21 protein-coding genes and 1 pseudogene are annotated in these 23,646 nt (G+C 66.8%); 9 read left to right on the forward strand and 13 right to left on the reverse strand.

Translation table 11 applies throughout. From position 1 onward, the window contains the following. Positions 1-103: 103 nt before the first annotated feature. Positions 104-493 (forward strand): DUF1304 domain-containing protein, encoded by a 390-nt coding sequence (locus tag A4H34_RS07330; protein WP_064231541.1) that lies wholly within the window; start codon positions 104-106, stop codon positions 491-493. Positions 494-743: 250 nt separating this feature from the next. Further along, positions 744-1,568, forward strand: a complete 825-nt coding sequence (locus A4H34_RS07335; RefSeq protein ID WP_064231542.1) for a hypothetical protein — start codon at positions 744-746, stop codon at positions 1,566-1,568. 127 nt (positions 1,569-1,695) lie between these two features. On the opposite strand, the gene A4H34_RS07340 is transcribed toward A4H34_RS07335, so the two are convergent. Both A4H34_RS07340 and A4H34_RS07345 read right to left on the reverse strand, forming a co-directional pair. After that, positions 1,696-2,175 (reverse strand): SRPBCC family protein, encoded by a 480-nt coding sequence (locus A4H34_RS07340; RefSeq protein WP_064231543.1) that lies wholly within the window; start codon positions 2,173-2,175, stop codon positions 1,696-1,698. A 186-nt stretch (positions 2,176-2,361) separates the two neighbouring features. After that, positions 2,362-3,627 (reverse strand): alpha-hydroxy acid oxidase, encoded by a 1,266-nt coding sequence (locus A4H34_RS07345; protein ID WP_064231544.1) that lies wholly within the window; start codon positions 3,625-3,627, stop codon positions 2,362-2,364. A gap of 173 nt (positions 3,628-3,800) precedes the next feature. Between A4H34_RS07345 and A4H34_RS11575 the strand changes: the two are divergent. The 4 genes and pseudogenes from A4H34_RS11575 to A4H34_RS07360 all read left to right on the forward strand — a co-directional run. Further along, positions 3,801-4,049, forward strand: a pseudogene (locus tag A4H34_RS11575) (ATP-binding cassette domain-containing protein); the annotation flags it as partial. Between the two features lie 213 nt (positions 4,050-4,262). Further along, positions 4,263-5,678: an ATP-binding cassette domain-containing protein gene (locus A4H34_RS07350; protein ID WP_407946322.1), complete on the forward strand. Its 1,416-nt coding sequence runs from the start codon at positions 4,263-4,265 to the stop codon at positions 5,676-5,678. A gap of 112 nt (positions 5,679-5,790) precedes the next feature. Then, the gene (locus A4H34_RS07355; protein ID WP_156510288.1) at positions 5,791-6,468 is read left to right on the forward strand and encodes a hypothetical protein; all 678 of its coding nucleotides are present in this window, start codon (positions 5,791-5,793) and stop codon (positions 6,466-6,468) included. A 20-nt stretch (positions 6,469-6,488) separates the two neighbouring features. Beyond that, a complete protein-coding gene (locus tag A4H34_RS07360) occupies positions 6,489-7,394 on the forward strand; it encodes an NAD(P)-dependent oxidoreductase (RefSeq protein ID WP_064231547.1) in 906 nt (301 codons plus the stop codon). A 76-nt stretch (positions 7,395-7,470) separates the two neighbouring features. Here the strand turns inward: A4H34_RS07360 and der are convergent, their stop codons facing one another. The 7 genes from der to xerD form a co-directional block, all read right to left on the reverse strand. Then, a complete protein-coding gene (gene der, locus A4H34_RS07365) occupies positions 7,471-8,955 on the reverse strand; it encodes a ribosome biogenesis GTPase Der (RefSeq protein ID WP_064231732.1) in 1,485 nt (494 codons plus the stop codon). A 194-nt stretch (positions 8,956-9,149) separates the two neighbouring features. Beyond that, complete coding sequence (gene cmk, locus A4H34_RS11500; RefSeq protein ID WP_064231548.1) at positions 9,150-10,982, reverse strand: (d)CMP kinase; 1,833 nt, start codon at positions 10,980-10,982, stop codon at positions 9,150-9,152. Further along, positions 10,979-11,722, reverse strand: coding sequence for a pseudouridine synthase (locus A4H34_RS07375; RefSeq protein WP_064231549.1), 744 nt, complete (start codon positions 11,720-11,722; stop codon positions 10,979-10,981). Before A4H34_RS07375 ends, cmk begins: the two co-directional genes overlap by 4 nt. Further along, positions 11,719-12,288, reverse strand: a complete 570-nt coding sequence (gene scpB, locus A4H34_RS07380) for an SMC-Scp complex subunit ScpB (protein WP_009198721.1) — start codon at positions 12,286-12,288, stop codon at positions 11,719-11,721. Before scpB ends, A4H34_RS07375 begins: the two co-directional genes overlap by 4 nt. Next, positions 12,281-13,207: a segregation and condensation protein A gene (locus A4H34_RS07385; protein ID WP_064231550.1), complete on the reverse strand. Its 927-nt coding sequence runs from the start codon at positions 13,205-13,207 to the stop codon at positions 12,281-12,283. The genes scpB and A4H34_RS07385 overlap by 8 nt, the downstream gene beginning before the upstream one ends. Next, entirely contained in the window at positions 13,198-14,049 is an 852-nt protein-coding gene (locus A4H34_RS07390; RefSeq protein WP_040322661.1) for a ParA family protein, read from the reverse strand. The genes A4H34_RS07385 and A4H34_RS07390 overlap by 10 nt, the downstream gene beginning before the upstream one ends. 13 nt (positions 14,050-14,062) lie before the next feature. Then, the gene (gene xerD / locus A4H34_RS07395; RefSeq protein WP_064231551.1) at positions 14,063-14,992 is read right to left on the reverse strand and encodes a site-specific tyrosine recombinase XerD; all 930 of its coding nucleotides are present in this window, start codon (positions 14,990-14,992) and stop codon (positions 14,063-14,065) included. 110 nt (positions 14,993-15,102) lie between these two features. Between xerD and tkt the strand changes: the two genes are divergently transcribed. The 3 genes from tkt (at position 15,103) to A4H34_RS07410 (ending at position 19,794) form a co-directional block, all read left to right on the forward strand. Then, positions 15,103-17,178, forward strand: a complete 2,076-nt coding sequence (gene tkt / locus A4H34_RS07400; RefSeq protein ID WP_064231552.1) for a transketolase — start codon at positions 15,103-15,105, stop codon at positions 17,176-17,178. Positions 17,179-17,346: 168 nt separating this feature from the next. Next, positions 17,347-18,852, forward strand: coding sequence for a glucose-6-phosphate dehydrogenase (zwf, locus tag A4H34_RS07405; RefSeq protein WP_009198715.1), 1,506 nt, complete (start codon positions 17,347-17,349; stop codon positions 18,850-18,852). A 12-nt stretch (positions 18,853-18,864) separates the two neighbouring features. Further along, positions 18,865-19,794: a glucose-6-phosphate dehydrogenase assembly protein OpcA gene (locus tag A4H34_RS07410; RefSeq protein ID WP_064231553.1), complete on the forward strand. Its 930-nt coding sequence runs from the start codon at positions 18,865-18,867 to the stop codon at positions 19,792-19,794. A 241-nt stretch (positions 19,795-20,035) separates the two neighbouring features. Here the strand turns inward: A4H34_RS07410 and secG are convergent, their stop codons facing one another. The 4 genes from secG to gap form a co-directional block, all read right to left on the reverse strand. After that, positions 20,036-20,281: a preprotein translocase subunit SecG gene (secG, locus tag A4H34_RS07415; protein WP_009198713.1), complete on the reverse strand. Its 246-nt coding sequence runs from the start codon at positions 20,279-20,281 to the stop codon at positions 20,036-20,038. A 161-nt stretch (positions 20,282-20,442) separates the two neighbouring features. After that, entirely contained in the window at positions 20,443-21,219 is a 777-nt protein-coding gene (tpiA, locus tag A4H34_RS07420; protein ID WP_009198712.1) for a triose-phosphate isomerase, read from the reverse strand. Further along, the gene (locus A4H34_RS07425) at positions 21,219-22,412 is read right to left on the reverse strand and encodes a phosphoglycerate kinase (RefSeq protein ID WP_009198711.1); all 1,194 of its coding nucleotides are present in this window, start codon (positions 22,410-22,412) and stop codon (positions 21,219-21,221) included. Before A4H34_RS07425 ends, tpiA begins: the two co-directional genes overlap by 1 nt. A gap of 70 nt (positions 22,413-22,482) precedes the next feature. Continuing rightward, positions 22,483-23,487, reverse strand: a complete 1,005-nt coding sequence (gap, locus tag A4H34_RS07430) for a type I glyceraldehyde-3-phosphate dehydrogenase (RefSeq protein ID WP_009198710.1) — start codon at positions 23,485-23,487, stop codon at positions 22,483-22,485. Between the last annotated feature and the right edge of the window lie 159 nt (positions 23,488-23,646).

Consider the following 23,646-nt stretch of genomic DNA (forward strand, 5'->3'; position numbering starts at 1 on the left):
GCGCTCGCCGGTTGTCTGCCCGCGCTCGTCGGCTGCCGACTTCTCCAACAATCAAGCCCGCCAACAGTCAAACTCACCGACCGTCAACTGAAGGAGGCGCCCCATGATCGTCGCAGGGCTCATTTTCGCCGCCGTCGCCGCGTTCATTCATATTTATATTTTCTATCTGGAGTCGATCGCCTGGGAGAGCGAGCGGGCGCGGGCCGCATTCGGCACGGGCTCCGTCGAGGAGGCGCGGACGACGAAGTTCATGGCCTTCAACCAGGGCTTCTACAACCTGTTCCTGGCGCTGCTGGCAATCGTCGGAATCGCCGCGTGGGCTGCCGGGGCGAGCGCCGTCGGGCTGACGCTGGCCTTCGCGGGCACCGGTTCGATGCTGGCCGCCGCGGCAGTCCTTTTCATCGCCTCCGCTCCGCACAGGGGTGCCGCCGTCAAGCAGGGCGCGTTCCCTCTGCTGGCCGTAGGATCCCTCGGTTTGGGCCTCATGCTCTAGGCTTCGGCCCAGTACTCTAGCAGGATGGGCACCTTTACCCGTCGGTGCCTATGACCGTCGCCCGGGGAGTCTATTTCGCCCGTGTCAATTGGAATCGTTCGCGAAAAGCGCCGCGGCTCTATCGGCTGAAAACCGCCGGAATTCCCGCTGCACGTCGATTGAAAACGCCACTGTATCAGCTTGCGTTCGGAGGCTGTCTGCGTCGTTTCGGCCTACTCTGCTGCCGCATCGCCCTTGTTAAACTCTTGCCATGCCCACCACGCGAATCAACGACAGGGAGACAGAGCGCAAGATGCTCGACGTCGCCGTTTCGCTGATTCACCAACAGGGCATTTCCGCGGAGCTCGACGACCTCGCCTTCGAACAGATCGTCCAGGAGGCCGGTGTGCCGCGCGATTCGGCGTATCGGCGCTGGCCCAAACTCCACGAGTTCTACGGCGAGGTGCTGCTCGAGCTCGCCAGCGGCACCACCCTTCCGGTCACAGAGTCGGCCATCGCCGAGCCCGCAGGCGCGATCGTCCTCGATCGCATCGAGCACCTGGGAACGGCCCAGGGGCGGCGCAACGTCGTCGTCGAAATGTTCCGCGTGGCGATCGGCGCCGACTACGATTCGATCGTCGCCTCCCCGGAGTGGAACACGTTCGCGGCCCTCGTCGCCTGCCACCAGGGGATCGCCGACGACGGCATTCGCGACGCCGTCGCGGCCGAGCTCGCCGCGACCGAGGACCGATACGTGCTGGCCCGCGCCCGCGTGTACGCCCAGCTCTCGGCGATCCTCGGCTACCGCCTCGTTCCCCCTCTGGCCGGCCCCGACGGCTTCGAGCTCATGAGCCGGGCGGCCGGGGCCGCGATCATGGGCCTCGTGGCAAAGATAGGCCTAGGAGGGCCGGCCTACGAGTCTCCGCGTTACCTGCGCGCATTCGGCAGCACCGACGTCGCCGAATGGAAGCCCTCCGTCTACATCATGGCCTCAACGATCTTCAGCTTCATCGAGCCCGACCCTCGCACGCGCTGGTCGCGGGCGCGGGTCGAGGACCTCGTCATGGCGATCGCGCAATTCGCCTCGCGCAAGTAATTCGTTTCACCGGCAGTCACATCACCGGCAGCGGCCGAAGTCAAAACGGAAGGTTTGGACGCGGCGGAGTTCGACGTCGGGCCGTTCCCGCGCCGCCTCCCCTACTTGTTGACCCCGCCAGCTTCCTTTAGCGGAAGAGCCGCCGGAGCAGGCGCACCCGCAGGGGCCATTTCGCGGGGCGGGCGAGCGTTCCCGTCGCCTCGCGTTCGGCGTTGTCGAACATGTCCTCGACGACGGCGTCGTGAAGAGGTTCGACTGCCAAAGGAAAAAGCAGCCGCATGCGGCCGCGGGCACGCCCGACGAGCACGTGCCTCATGCGGCAGCGGCCGTCTGAAAGCTCATCTAGGCTCAGCTCGTGCGCGCCGTCGATCCCCGTGGCGGGGTCGAAGGCGAAACGCACCCTCGCGCCGGGCTCGTACTCGGCCACGTGATAGCGGATGGCCCCGTGGCCTCCGGCGCCGCCTTCGGAGACCGGTCGGTCCAGCACCATGGGCGGCCAGTTTTGCGCAGGCCAGAGGCGATCGCCCTTTTGGCCCAGCCCGTCAAGCAAGGCGTCCAGCCGCTCGATCGGCGCATCGACGACGCGTTCGTGGACGTTGCGAATCATTGTTTCCTCGCTTCTCTCAAGGTTATTGTAAACTCATTCTAAAACCCTGAGGGCGGCGAGTGCGAAACAGCGGCGCACGGCAGGATGTATGCCTGCCGAGCGCCGCCTGGCCACACCGAGCTTTGCCGGGCGGCAAACCCAGGCGCGGCCGTTCGGGGAACGCCGCCTGGGCGCGCCGAGCTATGCTCAGCCGACGCTCTCCGCCGCGTGCTGTGCCAGCTTGGGAACCGGCACATAGCGCGTGAGCTGGGTGATGTGGCGGGGCTCCAGCTCCTCGATCGAGGAGACTCCCAGCAGCTTCATCGTGCGGACGAGCTCGTCGCGCAAAATGGCGATCGTCCGATCGACGCCCGCGCGGCCGCCCGCCATGAGCCCGTATAGGTAGGCGCGCCCGATGAGCGCAAAATCGGCGCCCAGGGCAACTGAGGCGACGATGTCCGCGCCGTTCATGATGCCGGTGTCCACCATCACGGCCGTGTCCTTGCCGACCTCGCGGACCACGTGCGGCAGCAGGTGGAAGGGAACGGGAGCTCGGTCAAGCTGGCGGCCGCCGTGGTTCGACAGCAGGACGCCGTCCACTCCGGCGTCGGCGAGCCTCTTCGCGTCGGCGACGGTCTGCACCCCCTTGACGACGATCTTCCCGTCCCACATGCTTCGAATCACGGCGAGGTCGTCGTGGCTGATGGTCGGGTCCATCGCGTTGTCAAGCAGCTCTCCCACGGTTCCGCCCGTCGACTTCAGGGAGGCGAACTCGAGCTTGGGCGTCGTCAGGAAATCGAACCACCACCACGGGCGGGGGACGGCGTCGAGCACCGTCTTCAAAGTGATCTGGGGCGGGATCGAGAAGCCGTTGCGCTTGTCCCGAAGGCGCGCGCCGGCCACCGGAGTGTCGACGGTGAACATCAGCGTGTCGAATCCCGCCTTCTTGGCGCGCTCGACGAGCGCGTAGGAGATCTCCCGCTTGCGCATGACGTAGAGCTGGAACCAGTTCCTGCCGCGGGGATTGGCGGCTTTGACGTCCTCGATCGACGTCGTTCCCAGCGTCGAGAGCGTAAAGGGGATGCCGGCCGCTCCCGCCGCGCCGGCTCCGGCGATTTCGCCCTCGGTCTGCATGAGCCGCGTGAAGCCCGTGGGGGCTATGCCGAAGGGCATCGACGACGGCCCGCCGAGGATCTCGCACGAGGTGTCGACGTCCTCGGCCGGATGCAGGATGTCCGGATGGAACTCAATGTCCTGGAAGGCGCGGCGGGCGCGCCTGAGCGAGAGCTCACCCTCGGCCGCCCCGTCCGTGTAGTCGAAGGCGGCCTTCGGCGTGCGACGCTTGGCGATCTTCCGCAAGTCCCACACGGTGAGGGACTTGTCGAGCCGACGTTTCTTCGCGTTCAGTGTCGGAGTTTTGAAATGCAGCAGATCGAAAATCTCGCTGGGCTTCGGGAACTGACGTTTGACCATATTGGCCTCTCCTTTGGGGATGTTTACAGGTCTTTTGAAACTGTTTGCCGGCCGGACATCGCTGTTCGACGTCGTTGCCTTCGACAACCCTAAGGGAACCTCCTCATTTACGCAAGGAAATCCTTGCGTAAAGCCAAGATCTTGCTTGCCATTTCTAAGTCCCTGCGTATACGATGGCCGCATGGCAGGCTGACAACGAGAGACCGCGTCCCTTACCCGTTTTACAACGATCGGTGTTTCTCTTGTCAGTCATATCTTTTTCCCATGCCTATTTTTCTTTCACGTCCGAGCCGCTGCTGACCGACGTTTCTTTCGTGTGCGCGGGCGGCGAACGCCTTTGCGTCGTCGGCCCGAACGGCGCGGGCAAGACCACCCTGCTGCGCTTGGCCGTCTCCGAGTTGCAGCCCGACTCCGGGAAAGTCGAGGCCCCCGCGTTTTCTGCGTCGACGTCGGGCGGATTCGACGTCGGCCTTCGCGGCTTTGCGCAGGGCTCCAACGCCGAACGGCGGTCCCCCGGCGCGCTTCACGTCGGCGCAGGCGAATCGGAACGCTCCGCGACGGTCGGCGACTCCCTCGATTCGGCACTGCGCCGTCCCCTCGGCCTGCGCGAACGCTTCGAAAGGCTGACAGCGCGCATGTCCGAAACGCCCGAAGGCCTCACGTCCGCCGTAGCCGACGAATACGACCGCCTCGCGGCGGAAATGGAGGCCTTCGACGTGTGGACGCTCGAGAGCAGAATAGGCGCGACCCTGGCGGGGCTCGGCCTCGGCGGCGTCTCGAGGGACCGCCCGCTCGACTCCCTCTCCCCCGGCCAGCGTGCGCGCCTGGCCCTGGCTCAGACGCTCATGGTGCGACCTCCCGCGCTCGTCCTCGACGAGCCGACAAACCACCTCGACTCCGAGGCCCGAGCATTCCTCTCCGCCACGATGCGTTCGTGGACCGGGCCCGTGCTTTTCACGAGCCACGACCGGGCATTCATCGACGACGTCGCCACCGGGACGCTCGACCTCGACGTCGCGGCGTGGCAGGCCCTCGCCCGCGCCGACGGCGGCGAGCTCCGCGGCGGAATCCATCGAAGCGGCGGAGGGTACTCCGACTACCTCGCCGAAAAGCGGCGCGCACGGGCCGCCCACGTCGAGGTCTACGAAAGCCAGCGAGCCGAAAAGCGGCGAATCGAGGCCCACGCGCGCGCTTCGACGTCGATCGGCCACAAGCGCGCGAAGCCTCGGACCGAAGTCAGAATGGCCCAAAAGTTCTACGCCGATCGCGCCCAGAAGGTTTCAAGCAGGCGAATCAACGACGACGCACGGCGGCTGGAGGATCTGGACCGCGTCGAGGTGGCAAAACCGCGCACATCCTCCCTCTCCTTCGCCATTCCGCCAGCAGGGCCGTCAAGCGGGATCCTCGTGTCGGTTCGCGAGGCGGCTGTGCCCGGCAGGCTCGCATCGGTCAGCTTCGAGCTCTCCGCCGGGGAGCGTCTGCTCCTGACCGGCGCGAACGGCTCCGGGAAGAGCACTCTGCTGAGATGGATCGCCGCGGGAGCCCCGCCGACGTCGGATTCGACCGGCAGCGTCGACGCGGCAAAGGGCCGCGCCTACGTTCCCCAAGACCTTCCCGAACAGCCCGCGCCGGAAGCGAAAGCCTCCCCTGCGGCGCCCGGCGCCGCGCCAAACGACGCGCTCGGCCTCGTGCCCGCCGACGTCTGGACGCGCGGCATTCGCGAGCTGGGCAAGGGAATCGTCCAACCGCGCTGCACGGCCACTCCGTTCCCTCTGCTTTCTGCGGGAAACCGGAGGAGAGTCCAACTGGCCCTCGCCGTCGCGCGCAATCCGCGAATCCTGCTCATCGACGAGCCGACGAATTTCCTCGACCTCGATTTCATCGAAGCGCTCGAAAATGCGATGACCGCGTGGGACGGCACGCTCGTCGTGGCGACCCACGACGAATGGCTCATCGAGCACTGGTCCGGCAAACGCATGCACCTGCATCCCTTGCGACGGAATGGGTATCAAGACCCGCTGACAATCGCCTCGCGGCGGTCAAACGGCTGACCGATGTAATATCAGCCATGTGACCGTAGGAAAAACGGCCGGTGCACACGCAGCACCCGCTCCCAAAAGGACGCCTCTCTTCAGGCCGTTTACAAGCGCCTGTGCGATAGGCGTGGCAGTCGGCATGCTCAGCGGATGCCCGGGATGGGACCGCTCCGACTCTCCGGCCGCCAGCGCTTCGCCGACGTCCCGGGCGTCGGCCCATTCGCCTCGTCCTTCGAGGCCTTCGCCTACGCCGTCCCCCTCCTCGGAGCCGTCGGTCCCGCAGGAAGGCTCGGGCTCCTTGTCGTTGCCCACTTCGAACGCGACGGCGGAGGCCAACGAAGCCTTGGACCGCTCGGCCGCGCGCAAGTCCGCGAAAAGCCCGCGGGCCGCCGCTCAAACGCCGGACGCCGCACAGCCGAACGGGTCCAACGGACAGAGCGGCTCCGTCCCCGCGCCCCAAGCGACGCAGCCTCCCGCGGCGTCGCCGCAACCCGCCCAACCTCAGCCGGCTCAGCCGCAGCCTTCGCCGACGCGCGCTGCGCCGCGCACGTTGGGGCCCTTCCCGATCTACCCCAATCTGCCCAGACGCATGAAGCACACTCCGAAGCCGCCGGCGACGCAGCAGCCGAGCGACGACGATGACGACGATGACGACGCTTCCCGCCACTACGGACGCTGGCGGTGCGACAGGCGGGGGCGCTGCTGGGTCGAAGGGCGCCACGTCCGTCACTGGCGCCACGGACACCATGGCCATCACGGCCACCGTCACTGGCACGACGACGATGACGAGGATGACGACGACTGACCTCGCGTACCATTGGACGCATGGCAAAAATCGTCGTCTCCGTCCCTTCTCAACCGTACGCGAAGGCGCTTGACGGGCTCGCCGTCGACGTCGTCGAGTGGACGATCGACGCCCCCTGCGGGCGCACGGACCTCGACATGGTCGTCGTTCCGGCCTACAAGCCCTTCTCCGCGTTGAGGCGCCTGGAGGGAAACAAGCCGGCGCTCGTCCAATTGCCGTCGATTGGCTACGACGGCGTCGAACACGTCATTCCCAAAGGGTTCCTGGTCGCCAACGCGGCGGGCGTCCACGAGACGGCGACGGCGGAGCTCGCCGTCGGCGCGACCATCGCCGCGCTGCGCAAGCTCCCCGACGCGGTCCGCAATCAGGGCCGCCGCCTGTGGCAGCGCGAGGACGCCCCCGGATTGGCCGATTCCACGGTTCTCATCGTCGGGGCCGGAGGGGTCGCAAACGCCATAGCCGACAGGCTCGCCCCGTTCGAGGTCGACGTGCGCCGCGTCGGGCGCAGCGGAAGAACCGACTCTCGCGGGACGGTCCGCGCCGCCTCCGAGCTCGCGGACCTGCTGCCGGCGGCCGACGTCGTGATTCTCGCCGTCCCCCTTACGGATGCGACGCGCCGCATGGCCGACGACGCCTTCCTCTCGCGGATGCGCGACGGCGCCGTCCTCGTCAATGTGGCGCGGGGCGCGGTGGCGGACACGGAGGCGCTTCTCACGCACGCGGACAGGCTCGCGCTCGTGCTTGACGTGACCGATCCCGAGCCGCTGCCAGAGGACCACCCGCTGTGGGAGAAGGCCGCGCTCATCACGCCGCACGCGGGCGGGGCTTCCGCCGCTTTCGCGCCGCGGATCAAGGCGCTCGTGCGCAGGCAGGCCGAGCGGCTCATAGCCGGGGATCAGCCGGAAAACGTCGTCCTCCGGCCGTGACCGGGCCCATCGGCCGCCCGCCTCTCGCAGTCCGGAGCGCACGGCGCGCTCCTGATCGCCTACCCCGACCGTCGAATCAGCGTTTGCCTCCCTTTTTCCGCTTTTCGCGCACGCGCACGGAAATCTCGATGGGGGTTCCGGCGAAGCCGAAAGTCTCGCGTATCTTGTTTTCGACGAATCTGCGGTAGCCCGCCTCGATGAAACCGCTCGCGAACAGGACGAAACGCGGCGGGCGCGTGCTCGCCTGGGTTGCGAACAGGATGCGCGGCTGCCTGCCCGACCGCACGGGATGGGGGTGCGCCGCCGCAAGCTCGCCGAGGAAGGCGTTGAGCTTGCCCGTGGGAACGCGGGCCTCCCAGGAGTCGAGAGCCGTGTCCATGGCGCGGGTCAGCCGATTCGTGTGCCACCCCGTCGCGGCCGAAAGGTTGACGCGCTCGGCCCACTGGACCTGCACAAGGTCGCGGTCCATTTCGCGGTCGAGTTCGCGGCGTCGATGTTCGTCGACGAGGTCCCATTTGTTGCACACGACGACGAGAGCGCGCCCGGCGTCGATCGCCTGCTGCATCACCCGGATGTCTTGCTCAGTCAAGGGCTCGGATGCGTCGATGAGAACGAGGGCCAGCTCGGCCTTGCCCAATGCGCCGCGCGTGCGCAGCGAGGCGTAGAAATCCGCGCCCTTCGTCTGATGGACGCGACGCCGGATGCCCGCGGTGTCGACGAATATCCACGTCTGCCCGTCAAGCTCGATCGCCTCGTCGACCGGATCGCGCGTCGTTCCGGCGGTCGGATCGACGACGACCCGCTCCGACCCCGCCAGTCTGTTCAAAAGCGAGGATTTGCCGACGTTCGGCCTGCCGAGAAGGGCGACCCGCCGCGGCCCCTCCGGCAGGGCGTCCGCAACGGCCGAGCGCTCGGGCAGGGCGGCCAGCACGGCGTCGAGCAGGTCGCCCGTCCCCCGCCCGTGCAGGGCCGAAATCGGGTACGGCTCGCCCAGGCCCAACCCCCACAGCACCGCCGCGTCGGACTCCTGTATCGGAGAGTCGACCTTGTTCGCGGCGAGGACCACGGGCCGTTTGCTCCGGCGGAGCAGCTTGACAATGTCGGCATCGGCGTCCGTGATTCCGACGTTCGCGTCGACGACGAGCACGACGGCGTCCGCCGCCTGCACGGCGGCCTCGGCCTGGCGGGCGACGGAGGCGTCGATGCCGGCGACGTCGATCTCCCAGCCGCCGGTGTCCACGAGCGTGAAATCGCGGCCGGCCCACGAGGCGGGGTAGCCCACGCGGTCGCGCGTCACCCCGGGGACGTCCTGGACTACCGCGACGCGACGGCCGACGATGCGGTTGACGAGGGTCGATTTTCCGACGTTGGGCCTGCCCACGACGGCCAGCACCGGCGGAGCCGCGGGCCGGTTTGCGGCCCCGCCCGCAAGCACGGCGACGTCCTCTTCGTCAAGGTCGTAGGCGTCGAGGTTTTCGCGCAGCACGGCCGCGCGGCGCTCGTCGAGGTCGTCGTCCTGCTCCGTCCATTCCTTCGAGGCGAGCCATTCCTCGGCGCTCATCTCCTTGCCTCCGAATCCTTCGCCGGTTGCGCCCTGCCCGCCGGCCTCGGCGAGGCTCCCCTCGGCAAGCGCTCCGTCGGCGGCCTTTCTCGGCACGCCGTCGCGCCCTGCGGCGTTTCCTTCGCGATTGTGAGGGCCTTCCTCCCGCTCGATCGGCCTCTCGGCGTTCGCGCCGCCGTCTGCCGCCCGGGCGTTCATCGGCGCTCCTTGGGGACGAGGGAGACGACGGCCTCGACGACCTCGTCGATCCCCAGCGCCGAGGAGTCGATCTCGGTCACGCCGTCTTTGGCGGTCATGAATTCGGAGACGGTCGAATCGTCGGCGTCGCGGCGGAGCACCTCGTCGCGCGTGGCCTCGAGGGCATCGGCGTCGTCGCTGCCGCGAACCTCGCGCGCGCGGCGGGCGAGCCGCGTCGCCTCGGAGGCCGTCAGCAGCACGCGCACGTCGGCGTCGGGCGCCACGACCGTCGCGATGTCCCTGCCCTCGGCGATTATGCCCATATGGGCCGCAGCTATGATCTCGCGCTGGCGCCGCTTCATCTCGGCGCGCACGCGGAGATTCGTCGCGACCTTCGAGACGACGCGGGAAAGCTCCGATTCGCGTATGGCCTGCGTGACGTCCACGCCGTCGCACACGATCCTCTGATCGTTTGGGTCGAGCGGCATGTCCAGCGGCATGGCGACCGTCGCCTCGGCCACGGCGTCGAGGTCGTCGAGGTCGATTCCGCGGCGCTCGCAATGCCACGCCGCCGCCCGATACATGGCGCCGGTGTCGAGGTAGCTCAGGCCGAGCCTTTCGGCCACCTTCTTGGAGACGGTTGACTTTCCGGAGCCAGACGGCCCGTCGAGGGCGATGACGACACCCACGTGGTTTTCCTTTCCTTCGACGACGACGCGCCATCCGCGCCGCTCCAAAGCGACCGCCAGGCGCATCGTCTCGTGCGGGAGCACCGAGAGCATGGCGCGCCCAGCCTCCCGCCCTATCGTGTGCTCGAGGCTCAGATCCTCGATGTTCACGCCGATCTCCCCCACCTCGGCGAAAAGCCGCCCGAGCATGCCGGGCTCGTCGGGCACGAGGACGAAGACGTTGCCGTAGCGGCGCGGGGCGCCGCCGTGCTTTCCCGGGATCCGCTCGACGCCCTCGTTTCCCTTGCGGATCGCCTCGCTCACTCCCGAGAGGACGCCGAGGGCGAAGGGGTCGTCGACTCCGGCCTCGACGGCCGCTATGAGCCTGTCGAGATTGGCCGAGATTTCTTTGAGCACGCGGGCCACTTCGCGCGCGTTTCCGGCGACGATCGTGGCCCACAGACGCGAGTCGGAATGGGCGATCCGGGTGACGTCGCGCAGGCCCTGGCCGGCCAGGCCGAGGGTTTCGGGAGGGACGTCGCGCAGCGCGCCCGCCACGAGCGAGGAGACAAGCTGGGGCATGTGCGAGACGACGGCGGCGGAGCGGTCGTGGGTTTGCGGGCTCATGACGACGGGCAGCGCGCCGACCGACAGGGCGAATTGCTGGACGGCCAGCACGACGTCGCTTCCCGCGGCCTCCTCTGTCGCAGCGCCGGCGGGCGCTTCCTCCGTTTCGCTGCCGCTCCGGCCCCCCGATTCCGTCCCGATCGGGGTGATGACCCAAGGTCGTCCGATGAAAAGGTCGGCGTCCGCCGCCAGGGCGCCCGAGCGCTCGCGCCCGGCCATCGGGTGGCTGCCGACGTAGCGGTCGGCGCCGGGATGCCCCTCGACTTCCTCGACGACCCGCGCTTTGACCGAGGCGATGTCGGTCACGAGCGCGCGGCTGAAGCGGTCGAGGCTCTCGCGGACGACGTCGGCGGCGACGTCGGGCGGGGTGGCGACCACCACGAGCTCGGGCTCCTCGGAATCCTCCGCGGCGATCTGACCGGCGCCCAGGTCGCGCGCGAGCGCCAAAGCGGCCGGGGACGTGTCTTCGAGCTGAACCTCGACGCCGAGTTGGCGCAGGCGCAGGCCCAGCGACGCGCCGAGCAGGCCTGAGCCGACGATCCTGACTGGGTTCACAGATCGACCAGTTTCATGAGCGCGCCAAGCTCGCTTCCGGCGACGACGCGCGTTTTGCCGGGCTTGAGATGGCCGACGACGACCGTTCCGAACTTCATGCGCACGAGTTCCATGACCGGATGGCCGACTTCCGCCATCATCCTGCGCACGATGCGGTTGCGGCCCGAATGGAGGGTGATTTCCACGATCGAGTTCCGGGGGGCCGACTCGCGCAAAACGAACCGGTCGACGCGGGCGGGGCCGTCCTCTAGAGTGATTCCGCGCTCGAGGACTCTCCCCAGCCCGCGGGTGACGGAGCCTTCGACGCGGGCGATGTAGGTTTTCGGCACCTCGTACTTCGGATGGGTGAGGCGGTGCGTCAACTCGCCGTCGTTCGACAGGAGAATGAGCCCCTCGGTGTCCTGATCGAGCCGGCCGACGTGGTAGAGCCGCTCGGGCCGATCCTCGACGTACTGGACGAGCCCGGGCCTGCCCATGTCGTCGTACATCGTCGAGACGACCCCCGGCGGCTTGTAGAGCGCGAGGGTCAGGAGCGAGGAATCGGTCTGAACCCTGATGCCGTCTACGTGGATGACGGAGGCGACAGGATCCACGCGCGTGCCGAGCTCGCGCACGACGTGCCCGTCGACGCTCACCCTGCCCTGGGCTATGAGGCCTTCGCAGGCGCGACGGCTTCCCACGCCGTTGCGGGCCAGAACTTTCTGGAGCCGCTCCCCCGTGGGAACGTGTGGGTCTGTCATTGCATGTCCTCTTCCTGTAGGTCGTACGCCTCGGGCAGATAGGGCGCCAAAGGCGCGAGTTCGGCCAATGAGTTCATCCCCATAACCTCGAGGAAGTACTCGGTGGTGCCGTAGAGCGCGGCGCCCGAGGCGGCGGTGGCTCCCGCCTCGGTCACAAGTCCGCGCGTCACGAGCGTGCGGACGACCGAGTCAACACTAACACCTCTGATCGCCGCAATCTGCGCGCGGGTGACGGGCTGTCTGTAGGCGATCACCGCGAGAGTCTCCAAGGCCGCAGCCGAAAGCCGCCCCGAGTTCTCCGCCGCGACGTGGGCGGAGACGACGTCGGCAAAGCGCGGGTTCGTGTAGAGCCTCCATCCGCCGCCCGCCTCCCTCAGGCAGAATCCGCGCGTGCGCGCTCCGCCCTCCCCTCGATAGTCCGCGGCGATCGCGCGAAGCATGGCGTCGGTTTCGGCTTCGCTCGCGCCGACGGCCTCGGCCAGCGTCGCCAGCGGAACGGGCTCCCTCGCCACGAGCAGAAGCGCTTCGAGGGCTCCGAGCACGTCCTCGTCTGCCCGCCTATCCATGCGCCCCTCCTGAATCGCCGGGGTCTCGGGCGTTTCGGAGATCGCCGGAATCGCCGAAATTTCGGGATTCTTGCGAGTGTCCGGAATCGTCGGCCTCACCCGGTTGCCGGACGCCCGCCTCGGGCCCAGGCGGATCGACGGCGACGAGGACGAGCGCGCCGAGCGCCTCGGACTGTTCGACGTCGATCCGGCCTGCCCGCAGCAGCTCGAGGACGGCGAGGAATCGCGAGACCACCGTGGGCATGTCCGCGGCGTCGGCGCACAGGTCCGCAAAGGCGAGCCTCTCCCCCGCCGCCAGCCGCCCGGCGACGTATTCGACCTGCGAGGCGACGGAGACGGGCGCGGCGTGCAGATGCTCGACGGGGACCTCGGGCTCGCGATGCTCGCGGACAAACGCCGCCGCCGCGAGGGCCGCGAAATCGGCCAGCCCGATCGAGACGGTCACGGCCGGAACCGCCTGAGCGTAGCGCTCTTCCAGGGGGACCGAGCGCGGAACGCAGAGGGCCTGCTCGGCCAGCGTCGAGGCGATGTCCCTCGCGACCTCCTTGAAAGCGCGGTATTGCAACAGCTTGGCGAAAAGGAGGTCGCGCCGTTCGAGGAGCTCCAGGTCCTCTTCCTCCTGGCCGTCGCGAGGCAGCAGGCGCGCGGCCTTCATCTCGAGCAGCGTCGCCGCGACGACGAGGAATTCGGAGACCTGCGAAAGGTCGAGCTCCGGGCGCGAGCGGACGAAGGCGATGAATTCGTCGGTGACCTCGGCCAGAGCCACCTCTGTGACGTCGAGGCGCTTGCGCGCAATGAGGGAAAGCAAAACGGAAAACGGGCCGGAGAAGACGTCGAGCTCAACGGCGAATTCCCCGTCTTCGCCGGCTTTGGCGGCGTCGGACGGCGCGGCGTCCGCGACGCCGTCGGCTAGGCGCACCGGCCCCGGGCGATGAGCTCTCTCGCGAGCTGCCTGTAGGCGGCCGCCCCCGGGTGGGACGGAGCGTACTCCGTGATGGGCACGGCAGCGATCGAGGCATCGGGGAATTTGACGGTGCGCGAGATGTACGTCGTGAAGACGCTTTCGCCGAAGCCCTCGCGCACGGATTTGACGACCTCGCGCGAGTGGAGGGTGCGCGCATCGACCATTGTCAGCAGCACTCCGTCGAGCTCGAGGCGCGGGTTGAGGCGGTCCTGGACCCTCTCGATCTGCTCGATGAGCAGCGCGACGCCGCGCATGGCGAAATACTCCGCCTCCAGGGGGATGATGACCCCGTGCGCCGCGGTCAGGGCGTTGACGGTCAGAAGGCCGAGGGAGGGCTGGCAGTCGATGACGATGAGGTCGTAGTCGTCGAGCACCGGCCTGAGCACGCGCGTGAGGGCCTGCTCTCGCGCCACTTCGTTGATGAGCACGATCTCGGCCGCGGAAAGGTCGATGTTGGCCGGGGCGATGTCGAGATTCTCCACGCTCGTCTCCACGATGATCTCGCGGATGTTCGGCTTGGCTGCAATAAGTTCGTTGTATATCGTTCGGTCGAGCGCGCGGGCGTTGACGCCCAAGCCGGCGCTGGCCGCCCCCTGGGGGTCGAAGTCGACGATGAGGACTTTGCGTCCGTATGCTGCGAGCGCGGCGGCCAAGTTGATCGTCGTGGTCGTCTTTCCCACCCCGCCCTTCTGGTTCGACATCGCGACGATGCGAGCCGGACCGTGGGATGCGAGCGGGGCCGGTTCGGGAAAACTCTGGCCGGAGGAAGGTGGCAGTAGCGCATCTCGTTGGGTCACGGTCTTAGCCTACCTAAGAGAGCGCCCTCGGGTGAGCTAAGGAGTAAACTTCACGTACCGTGTCGCGGCTGACCATCGTGTATATCTGCGTCGTCGATAACGATGAATGTCCTAGCAATTCTTGGACTACGCGGATGTCGGCGCCTCCTTGAAGCAGATGGGTGGCGAACGAATGCCTTAGCGTATGCGGGCTGACGTGCACGCTCAGTTTGGCGCGTTCGGCGGCGTTTTGAATGATTGCCCACGCACTTTGCCGGGACAACGGCCGTCCACGCGTGTTGAGGAAGAGCGACGGCGTTCCGGGGCCGGAGCTCGCCAACGATGGTCTTGCACGAACGAGGTAGGCGTCTATCGCCTCCACGGCGTAGCCGCCGAGCGGCACGACCCGTTCCTTGCGCCCCTTGCCGAAGAGCCGCGCCGAGGCCCCCGCCAGGTCGACGTCGTCGACGCTGAGCCCCACCGCCTCAGAAATGCGGGCCCCCGTTCCGTAGAGGACCTCCAGCAGCGCCCGGTCGCGCAGCGGCGCCGGCCCCTCGCCCGCGCCGCCCGCCGCTATGAGCGCGGCGACGTCGTCGATGTCCATCGCCTTCGGCAGCCGCGAAGGGATCTTCGGGGGGCGGACGTCGGCGGCGGGATTCGCGCCCGTGCGCCCTTCCTCGAAGACGAAGGCGTGGAAGGAACGGACGGCGGCCATGCTTCTGGCCACGGATGCGCGGGCCATCCCCTCGAGGCATTCGGCGAAGGACGCGACGTCCTCCGGTCTGACGTCGCTGATTTGCATGACTTCGCGCGCTCGAAGGTGCGAAAAATACTTCGTCAGGTCTCGCCGATAGGAGGAAACGGTGTTGTGTGACAGCGAACGTTCAACGGCGAGGTGAGCGAGAAACTGTTCACCCAATCTCGCAATCGGCTTGGGCCCGGGCAAGGGTGTATGAGAAGCCATGATCCCTTTATATTATCTCGAATGCTGTCTGGAATCGGAACGAAACCGACGGCTAAACTATGAAACGGCGGCCTCGGAAAGGCCGAGGCGAAACAGACGAAAGGCTTACAATGGCGAAGCTTGAATGGACGGACCTCGATCGGCGCGCAACGGACACGGCGCGCGTTTTGGCCGCGGACGCGGTGGAGAAAGCGGGCAACGGCCACCCCGGGACGGCGATCTCGATTGCGCCGTTGGCGTACACGCTCTTCAACAAGGTCATGCGCCACGATCCTTCGGACCCCTCGTGGCTGGGCCGCGATCGCTTCGTCCTGTCGATCGGCCATTCCTCCGTCACCCTCTACAACCAGCTCTTCCTCACGGGCTACGGCCTGGAGCTGGAGGACCTGAAGTCCCTGCGGACCTGGGGCTCGCTCACGCCGGGCCACCCCGAATACGGGCACACGAAGGGAGTCGAGATCACGACCGGCCCGCTGGGCCAGGGCCTCGCCTCCGCCGTCGGCATGTCCATGGCGTCGCGCCGCGAGCGCGGCCTGCTCGACCCCGACGCCCCCACGGGCCAGTCTCCCTTCGACCATTTCGTCTACGTCGTCGCCGGAGAGGGCGACCTCGAGGAAGGCGTGACCAGCGAGGCCTGCTCGCTCGCCGGAACGCAGCACCTGGGCAATCTCATCGTCATTTGGGACGACAACCGCATCTCGATCGAGGACGACACGAAGATCGCCTTCACCGAGGACGTCCTGGGTCGCTACGAGGCGTACGGCTGGCACACCCAGCACGTCGATTGGACGAACGGCGGCGGCGAGTACAAGGAGGACGTCGAGGCCCTCTACGAGGCGATCGAAAACGCCAAGGCCGTCGCGGACAGGCCCTCGTTCATCCGCCTGTCGACGATCATGGCCTGGCCCTCCCCCACGAAGCAGGGAACCGGGGCCGCCCACGGCGCGAAGCTCGGCGCGGAGGAGCTCGCCGGTTTGAAGAAGGCTCTGGGCTTCGATCCGGAGAAGTCCTTCGACGTCGCCCAGGAAGTCCTCGATTACACCCGCAAAGGCGCCGCCGAGCGCGCCAAGGCCGAGCGTGCAAAGTGGGACGAGAAGCTTAAGACGTGGCGCGCGGCCAACCCGAAGCGCTCGAAGCTGCTCGACAGGCTCGTGGCGAAGAAGCTCCCGGAAGGGTGGGCCGACGCTCTGCCGTCCTTCGAGGTCGGGACGTCCGTGGCCACCCGGGCCGCCTCGGGCAATGTGCTGACCGCCCTGGCCCCCGTCCTTCCCGAGCTGTGGGGCGGATCGGCGGACCTGGCCGGATCGAACAACACGACGATGAAAGGCGAGCCGTCCTTCCTTCCCCCGGACCGCGTCTCGGAGGACTGGGACGGAAACGTCTACGGCCGCACCCTGCATTTCGGCATCCGCGAGCACGCCATGGGCTCGATCGTCAACGGGATTACGCTGCATGGGCTCACCCGCGCCTACGGCGGGACGTTCTTCGTCTTCTCCGACTACATGCGGGGCGCCGTTCGCCTCGCCGCCGTCATGCACATCCCGTCGATCTTCGTGTGGACGCACGATTCGATCGGCGTGGGCGAGGACGGCCCCACCCATCAGCCCGTCGAACATCTGTGGGCGTACCGCGCCATTCCGCAGCTTGACATCGTCAGGCCCGCCGACGCCAACGAGACGGCCGCGGCTTGGCGGGGAATCATCGAGCGCCGCGACGCCGGACCGGCCGGCCTCGTCCTCTCCAGGCAGAATCTGCCGGTGCTCGAAGGCACGTCCGCAGAGGGAGTCAAGCGCGGCGGGTACGTCCTCGCCGAAAGCCCGACGGGCAAGGTCGACGTCCAGATCCTCGCCACCGGCTCCGAGGTCTCCCTCGCCGTCGAGGCGCGCGACGCCCTCGCGGCCGAAGGCGTCGGGGCCCGCGTCGTGTCGCTTCCGAGTCTCGATTGGTTCGCCGAACAGAGCAAGGAGTATCGCGACTCCGTCATCCTTCCCGACGTCAAGGCGCGGGTCTCCGTCGAGGCCGGTTCGACCTTCGGGTGGGCCGGATACGTGGGCGACGCCGGACGGTCCGTGGGAATCGACCACTTCGGCGCCTCCGCTGCTGCGGGTAAGCTCTTCGAGGAATTCGGGGTGACCGCGCAGGCCGTGGTCGAGGCGGCTCGCGAGTCGATCAAAGCGGCAAAGTAGCGGAACAACGGGCTTGTGCCGGGCGGAGGCCCGGCACAAGCCCGGAGAATCCACGCATGCGCGGGTGCGGATGAAAACCACCCGCGCATGCGTGCGCGCTACCCTCGATATGCGGCCTTACATATGCCGCGCATGTCATCAGCCAATCTCGGGGAAAGTTGAGAGTTCATGGTCAATCCGCTTCGCAGCGCACCCGACAGCCGCTTGCAGCGAATCGCGGGTCCTTGTGGAATCGTCCTTTTTGGCATCACGGGCGACCTGTCGCGGCGAAAGATTCTTCCGGCGCTCTACGATCTCGCCAACCGCGGGCTGCTTCCGCCGTCGTTCACAATCATCGGCGTCGCCCGAAAGGTGGACCCGTCGCTGCCGGAAAAAGTCGAGGCCGCCATACGCGAGGGCGCGAACACCTCCGTCACCGAGACGACGCTCAAGCAACTCATGTCCGGGCTCGTAGTCGTCAACGGCCAGTACAACGACATCGAGACCTACCGTTCCCTCGGCCATGCGATGGACAGGATGTCCGCCGAGCGCGGAACCAACGGCAATTACGCCTTCTACCTGGCGATTCCGCCCGAGCTGTTCCCCACCGTCCTCGGCGGGATCGGAACGGCCGGGCTTTGCGCCGAGGACGACGGATGGAGACGCGTCGTCGTCGAAAAGCCCTTCGGGCACGGCCTCGAATCGGCTCGCGAGCTCGACGACATGGTCACGAAAGTCTTCCATCAGGACGCGATTTTCCGCATCGACCACTATCTGGGCAAAGAAACGGTGCAGAACCTCATGGCGCTGCGCTTCGCCAACGAGCTGTACGAGCCGCTGTGGAACTCCGCCCACGTCGACCACGTCCAAATCACGATGGCCGAGGACATCGGCATCGGCACCCGCGCCGGATACTACGACGGCATCGGCGCCGCCCGCGACGTCATCCAAAACCATCTTCTTCAGCTCCTCGCCCTGACCGCGATGGAAGAGCCGATTTCCTTCGAGCCTTCGGCTCTTCGGATCGAGAAGGAAAAGGTTCTGGAGGCCACGAGGTTCTACGGCCCCGTCGGCGAATCGGCCGTGGCCGGCCAGTACACGTCGGGCTGGCAGGGAGGCGAATGGGTCAGGGGATACAAGGAGGAGCCGGGCATCCCCGCCGACTCGATCACCGACACATACGCGGCGCTGCGCCTGGGAATCGAAACCCGGCGGTGGAAGGGCGTGCCCTTCTACCTGCGCGCCGGCAAGCGCCTGGGGCGTCGAGTCTCCGAGATCGCCGTCATTTTCAAGTACCCGCCGTTCCTTCCGTTCCCCTCGACCGACGGCTTGGGCCACAATGCGCTGGTCATCCGCGTCCAGCCCAACGAAGGCATGACGTTCAAACTCGGTTCAAAGGTGCCTGGATCGGGCATGCAGCTGCGTGACGTGACGATGGATTTCGCATACGGGCACGCCTTCACCGAATACGCCCCAGAGGCCTACGAACGGCTCATCCTCGACGTTCTGCTGGGAGATCCGCCGCTTTTCCCCCGCCATCGCGAGATTGAGCTTTCCTGGAGGCTCCTCGATCAGGCGGAGAGCCACTGGGCGGAAAATCCCGAATCGATCGCGGAATACGCGCCCGGGACCTGGGGACCGGCCGCCTCGGACCGCATGCTCGCTCGCGACGGCCGCGCCTGGCGCCTGCCGTAGGAAGGAACCGACATGATCATCCACATGAACGGAACAAACACCGCCAGGGTGGGTCTGCGCCTTGACGAGCTGCGCGAGACCGCCGGCTCGAGCGCCCTCGGGCGAGTTCTCACGCTCATCATCATCGCGAAAAACGAGGGCGGGGTTCGCGACGCCATCGCCTCCGCCGCGGGCGCCGCCCGGGCGCATCCGTGCCGCATCATCGCCGTCCTCCCGGTCGACGGCGAGGAACCGAAGGTCGACGCCGAGTTGAGGGTCGGTCCCGAGGCGGGCCTTTCCGAGATCGCCATCCTTCGGTGCTCCAACGGCTCGGCCGACAATTTGGAGACGCTCGTCATTCCGCTGCTTCTTCCCGACGCGCCCGTCGTCGTCTGGTGGGTTCAAGACGCGCCGGAGAACCCGTCGCGCACACCGATCGGGGCCATGGCCCAGCGCCGCATCACAACGGCCCAGAACTCCGGCGTTCCGGCCGACGAGATCCTCCGCCGGGTGCGCGACGGCTACGCCCCGGGCGACACCGACCTCGCGTGGACGGGCGTGACCTTCTGGAGGAACCACCTCGCCGCCATGCTCGACGAGCCTCCGCACGAGGTGGTCGAACGCGCCGTCGTGCGCGGCAACCGCACCCATCCGGCGGTGGTTTTCCTTGCGGCGTGGCTGGCCTTGCGGCTGGAGGTCCCGGTGGAGATCGAGCACACGCGGGGAACCGCCATCGACGGGGTGTCCATGTTCCGCTCCTCCGGGGAGCTGCGGCTGGATCGCCCGATCGGGTCCGACTTCGGCGACATGGTGCGCCCCGACCGCGAGGTCCAGCGCGTCAACCTGACGATGCGCACGATGGAGTCGAAGATGATTGAGGAGCTTCGAGAGATGACGCCCGACACCGCCTACGAAGAAGTCCTCAAGCACGGCCTTGAAAGGGTGCTGCCTTCCGGCGAGTGAGCGCTGGCCCGGCGAACGAGATTGGCTTCGTCGCTTGGGCGGGCGAGCTGTAGCCTTGCAAACGGGCGACTTTGCCTTCCTGCGAATGGGCTCGGACTTGCGCCCGGCGGCCTATTTTGAAAGCCGCCAAACGGGCGCGTCTATAGTTTGAAAACTGTCAGTTTGAAAACGGGGCGGCCGACCTTGCGAGCGCTTTCGGCCAGAGAGCGTTCGCAAGGTCATGCGGCCTTCATCCGCGGGGCTACAATCCGAATTTCACGATGAGTCCGATGAGGACGATCACCACGCTCCAGATGAGGGCCACGCCGACGGTGATGCGGTTGAGGTTGCGCTCGGCCACTCCCGACGAACGCATCGAGGTTGAAATGCCGCCGCCGAACATCTCGGAGATGCCGCCTCCCTTGCCCTTGTGAAGCAGAATCGACAAGACGAGCAGAATGCTCGTAATGACGAGGAGAACCTCGCAGACTATGAGGAGAACTTTCACAACGTTTCCTTCCGATGCCCCACGGACGCAAGGCGTGCCTGCCTGGCCTTATGCAGAGCGGTGATTGCATTCAAAAGTGCCCCGCGGACGCGAGGCGTGCCTGTACAAGCATAAATGCCGTGCGCGGGCGCCGCAATGAAGCGCCCGCGCACGCGCGTGAGTCACTTGTAATAGGTCACGATCTTCGCGAACTCGTCGGCCTTGAGGCTCGCTCCGCCGACGAGGGCGCCGTCGACGTCGGGCTGGGCCATGATCTCGACGACGTTCGAGGATTTCACAGACCCGCCGTACTGGATCCGCACGGCGTCGGCGACGGAATCGTCGTAGAGCTCGGCGATCCTCCGGCGGATGGCCCCGCAGACCTCCTGCGCGTCCTCCGGCGTGGCGACCTCTCCCGTGCCGATGGCCCAGATGGGCTCGTAGGCAATGACCGAAGAGGCAACGTCCTTCCCGCTGAGATGGGCGAACATCGCGTCGATCTGCCCGACGACGTACTCGACCTGGCGGCCTTCCTTACGCACTTCCAGCGCCTCGCCGCAGCAGACAATCGGCGTCAGGCCCGCCTCGAGCGCCTTCTTCGCTTTCGCGCCGATGAGCTCGTTCGACTCGCCGTGGTATTCGCGGCGCTCCGAATGCCCGACCACGACGTACGTGCAGCCGAGCTTGACGAGCATGTCCGTGGAGATCTCGCCGGTGTATGCGCCGTTGTCGTGGGTCGAGACGTCTTGGGCGCCGTACTTGATCTTCAACCCTTCGGAATCGACGACGGTCTGCACCGTGCGGAGGTCAGTGAACGGCGGGATCACGGCCACCTCCACCTTGCCGTAGTCATGGTCGAGGTCTCCGAGAGACCACGCGAGCTTCTGAACGAGCTGATTGGCCTCGAGGTGGTCGAGGTTCATCTTCCAATTGCCCGCCATAATGGGTGTGCGCGCCATCAGTCCTCCAAAACTGCGATGCCCGGAAGCACCTTGCCCTCGAGAAACTCGAGGGAGGCGCCGCCGCCGGTGGAAATATGGGAAAACTTCGACTCGTCGAAGCCGAGGTTGCGAACGGCCGCGGCCGAGTCGCCGCCGCCGACGATCGTAAAGCCTTCGGCGTCTTGCATGGCCTGCGCGATGGCGCGCGTGCCCGCGGAGAATGCGTCGAACTCGAAAACGCCCATGGGGCCGTTCCAGACGATCGTCTTCGAATCCGCGATCGCGTCGGCGTAGGCCTTGGCCGTCTTCGGGCCGATGTCGAGGCCCATCTGATCGGCCGGAATGGCGCTGGAGGCCACGACTGTCGAGGGGGCGTCGGCCGCGAACTTAGGCGCAACGACGGTGTCGACCGGGATGAGCAGCTTGACGCCGTTCTCCTTGGCCTTCTTCAGATACTCCGCCGCGGTGGCAACCTGGTCGTCCTCGCGCAGCGAGGTCCCGACCTCGTGCCCTTCGGCGAGCAGGAACGTGTAGGCCATTCCGCCGCCGATGAGGAGCCGGTCGGCCTTGTCGAGCAGGTTCTCGATGACGCCGAGCTTGTCGGAGACCTTCGAGCCTCCGAGCACCACGGTGTAGGGCCGCTCGGGGTTCTTCGTGGCGCGGGAAAGCGAGTCGATCTCCTTGAAGACGAGCTCCCCGGCGGCCGAAGGAACGAGCTTGGCGACGTCGTAGACGGACGCCTGCTTGCGATGCACGACGCCGAAGCCGTCGGAGACGAAGACGTCTGCGAGGCCGGCGTACTCCTTGGCGAGCTCCTCCCGCTCGGCGTCGACCTTGGAATCCTCACGCTTGTCGAAGCGGACGTTTTCGAGGAGGACGATCTGGCCGTTCCCCAGCGCGTCGACCTTGGCGTGCGCGTCGGGGCCGACGGTGTCGGCGGCGAGCGGAACGTCCACACCGAGAAGCTCCGAGAGGCGCGCGGCCACGGGCGCGAGGGAAAACTCGGGCTTGACCTGGCCCTTGGGCCGGCCAAGGTGGGCTGATACGACGACGCGCGCGCCGGCGTCGAGGAGCCTCTTGAGTGTGGGAAGGGCGGCGCGGATGCGGCCGTCGTCGGTGATGTTGCGATTCTCGTCGAGTGGGACGTTGAAGTCCGAGCGGACGAAAACCTTCTTGCCGGCGAGATCGCCGAGCGTGTCGATGGTTCTCATGATTTCCTTTCTGCGCACAGATGCCCGCACACGCCGAGACGTGCGCGGGCATCATGTCAATTCATTGACGTCAGAGCTTCGAGCCCACCAGCTTGGCGAGGTCGACGAGACGGTTGGAGTAGCCCCACTCGTTGTCGTACCAGGAGACGACCTTCACCTGGTTGCCGATGACCTTGGTCAGGCCGGAGTCGAAGATCGAGGAATGCGGATCGGTCTCGATGTCCTTCGAAACGATCGGATCCTCGGTGTAGGCGAGAATGCCCTTGAGCGGGCCCTCGGCCGCGGCCTTGACGGCGGCGTTGACGGACTCCACGGTGACGGGCTTCTCGGCCTCGAAGGTGAGGTCGGTCACGGAGCCGGTCGGCGTGGGAACGCGAAGGGCGTAGCCGTCGAACTTGCCCTTGAGCTCGGGAAGGACGAGGGCGACGGCCTGGGCGGCGCCGGTCTTCGTGGGAACGATGTTGAGAGCGGCGGCGCGGGCGCGACGCAGATCCTTGTGCGGGCCGTCCTGAAGGTTCTGGTCGGCGGTGTAAGCGTGGATCGTGGTCATGAGGCCGCGGACGATTCCGAACTCGTCGTTGAGGACCTTGGCCAGAGGCGCAAGGCAGTTGGTGGTGCAGGAGGCATTCGAAATGATGTCGTGATTCTTGGGGTCGTAATCCTGCTCGTTGACGCCGATGACGAAGGTGGCGTCCTCGTTCTTGGCGGGGGCCGAGATGATGACCTTCTTGGCGCCCGCGTCAAGATGGGCCTTGGCCGCAGTGGCGTCGGTGAAGCGGCCGGTCGACTCGACGACGATGTCCACTCCGAGCTTGCCCCAGGGGAGCTTGGCCGGATCGCGCTCTTCGAGAGCCTTGATCGTCTTGCCGCCCACCGTGATCGAATCTTCGGTGTAGGTCACGTCCTCGTCCAGCTTGCCGAGGATGGAGTCGTACTTGAGCAGGTGTGCGAGCGTCTTGTTGTCGGTCAGGTCGTTGACCGCGACAATCTCGATGTCCGCGCCCTGAGCCAGAGCAGCGCGGGTGAAGTTACGGCCGATGCGGCCAAATCCGTTAATGCCAACCTTGACGGTCACTGTTTCCTCCTAGTGCGCTTTCGCGCAGGTGGTCTTGGCCTGTTCGGCCATCTTTACCGAACGTTGTACGTCCGGTGTACGTCTCAATTCTATTGGGCGAACTGCGAAGAGCCTAGGAATGCCCGCATCATGGGCTGCGACCTTTCCCACACGTCGGCA

The organism is Peptidiphaga gingivicola (assembly GCF_001652275.1).
In the GTDB taxonomy this organism is placed as follows: domain Bacteria; phylum Actinomycetota; class Actinomycetes; order Actinomycetales; family Actinomycetaceae; genus Peptidiphaga; species Peptidiphaga gingivicola.

What these genes read in the sequence shown, in the direction of transcription:
- A4H34_RS07425 (WP_009198711.1), bottom strand. Translation starts at nt 22,412, where the DNA reads ATGAGAACCATCGACACGCTCGGCGATCTCGCCGGCAAGAAGGTTTTC.
- A4H34_RS07350 (WP_407946322.1), top strand. Translation starts at nt 4,263, where the DNA reads ATGTCCGAAACGCCCGAAGGCCTCACGTCCGCCGTAGCCGACGAATAC.
- A4H34_RS07410 (WP_064231553.1), top strand. Translation starts at nt 18,865, where the DNA reads ATGATCATCCACATGAACGGAACAAACACCGCCAGGGTGGGTCTGCGC.
- A4H34_RS07335 (WP_064231542.1), top strand. Translation starts at nt 744, where the DNA reads ATGCCCACCACGCGAATCAACGACAGGGAGACAGAGCGCAAGATGCTC.
- scpB (WP_009198721.1), bottom strand. Translation starts at nt 12,288, where the DNA reads ATGGATAGGCGGGCAGACGAGGACGTGCTCGGAGCCCTCGAAGCGCTT.
- A4H34_RS07360 (WP_064231547.1), top strand. Translation starts at nt 6,489, where the DNA reads ATGGCAAAAATCGTCGTCTCCGTCCCTTCTCAACCGTACGCGAAGGCG.
- A4H34_RS07330 (WP_064231541.1), top strand. Translation starts at nt 104, where the DNA reads ATGATCGTCGCAGGGCTCATTTTCGCCGCCGTCGCCGCGTTCATTCAT.
- zwf (WP_009198715.1), top strand. Translation starts at nt 17,347, where the DNA reads ATGGTCAATCCGCTTCGCAGCGCACCCGACAGCCGCTTGCAGCGAATC.
- A4H34_RS07340 (WP_064231543.1), bottom strand. Translation starts at nt 2,175, where the DNA reads ATGATTCGCAACGTCCACGAACGCGTCGTCGATGCGCCGATCGAGCGG.
- A4H34_RS07345 (WP_064231544.1), bottom strand. Translation starts at nt 3,627, where the DNA reads ATGGTCAAACGTCAGTTCCCGAAGCCCAGCGAGATTTTCGATCTGCTG.
- der (WP_064231732.1), bottom strand. Translation starts at nt 8,955, where the DNA reads ATGAGCGCCGAGGAATGGCTCGCCTCGAAGGAATGGACGGAGCAGGAC.
- xerD (WP_064231551.1), bottom strand. Translation starts at nt 14,992, where the DNA reads ATGGCTTCTCATACACCCTTGCCCGGGCCCAAGCCGATTGCGAGATTG.
- tpiA (WP_009198712.1), bottom strand. Translation starts at nt 21,219, where the DNA reads ATGGCGCGCACACCCATTATGGCGGGCAATTGGAAGATGAACCTCGAC.
- tkt (WP_064231552.1), top strand. Translation starts at nt 15,103, where the DNA reads ATGGCGAAGCTTGAATGGACGGACCTCGATCGGCGCGCAACGGACACG.
- A4H34_RS07375 (WP_064231549.1), bottom strand. Translation starts at nt 11,722, where the DNA reads ATGACAGACCCACACGTTCCCACGGGGGAGCGGCTCCAGAAAGTTCTG.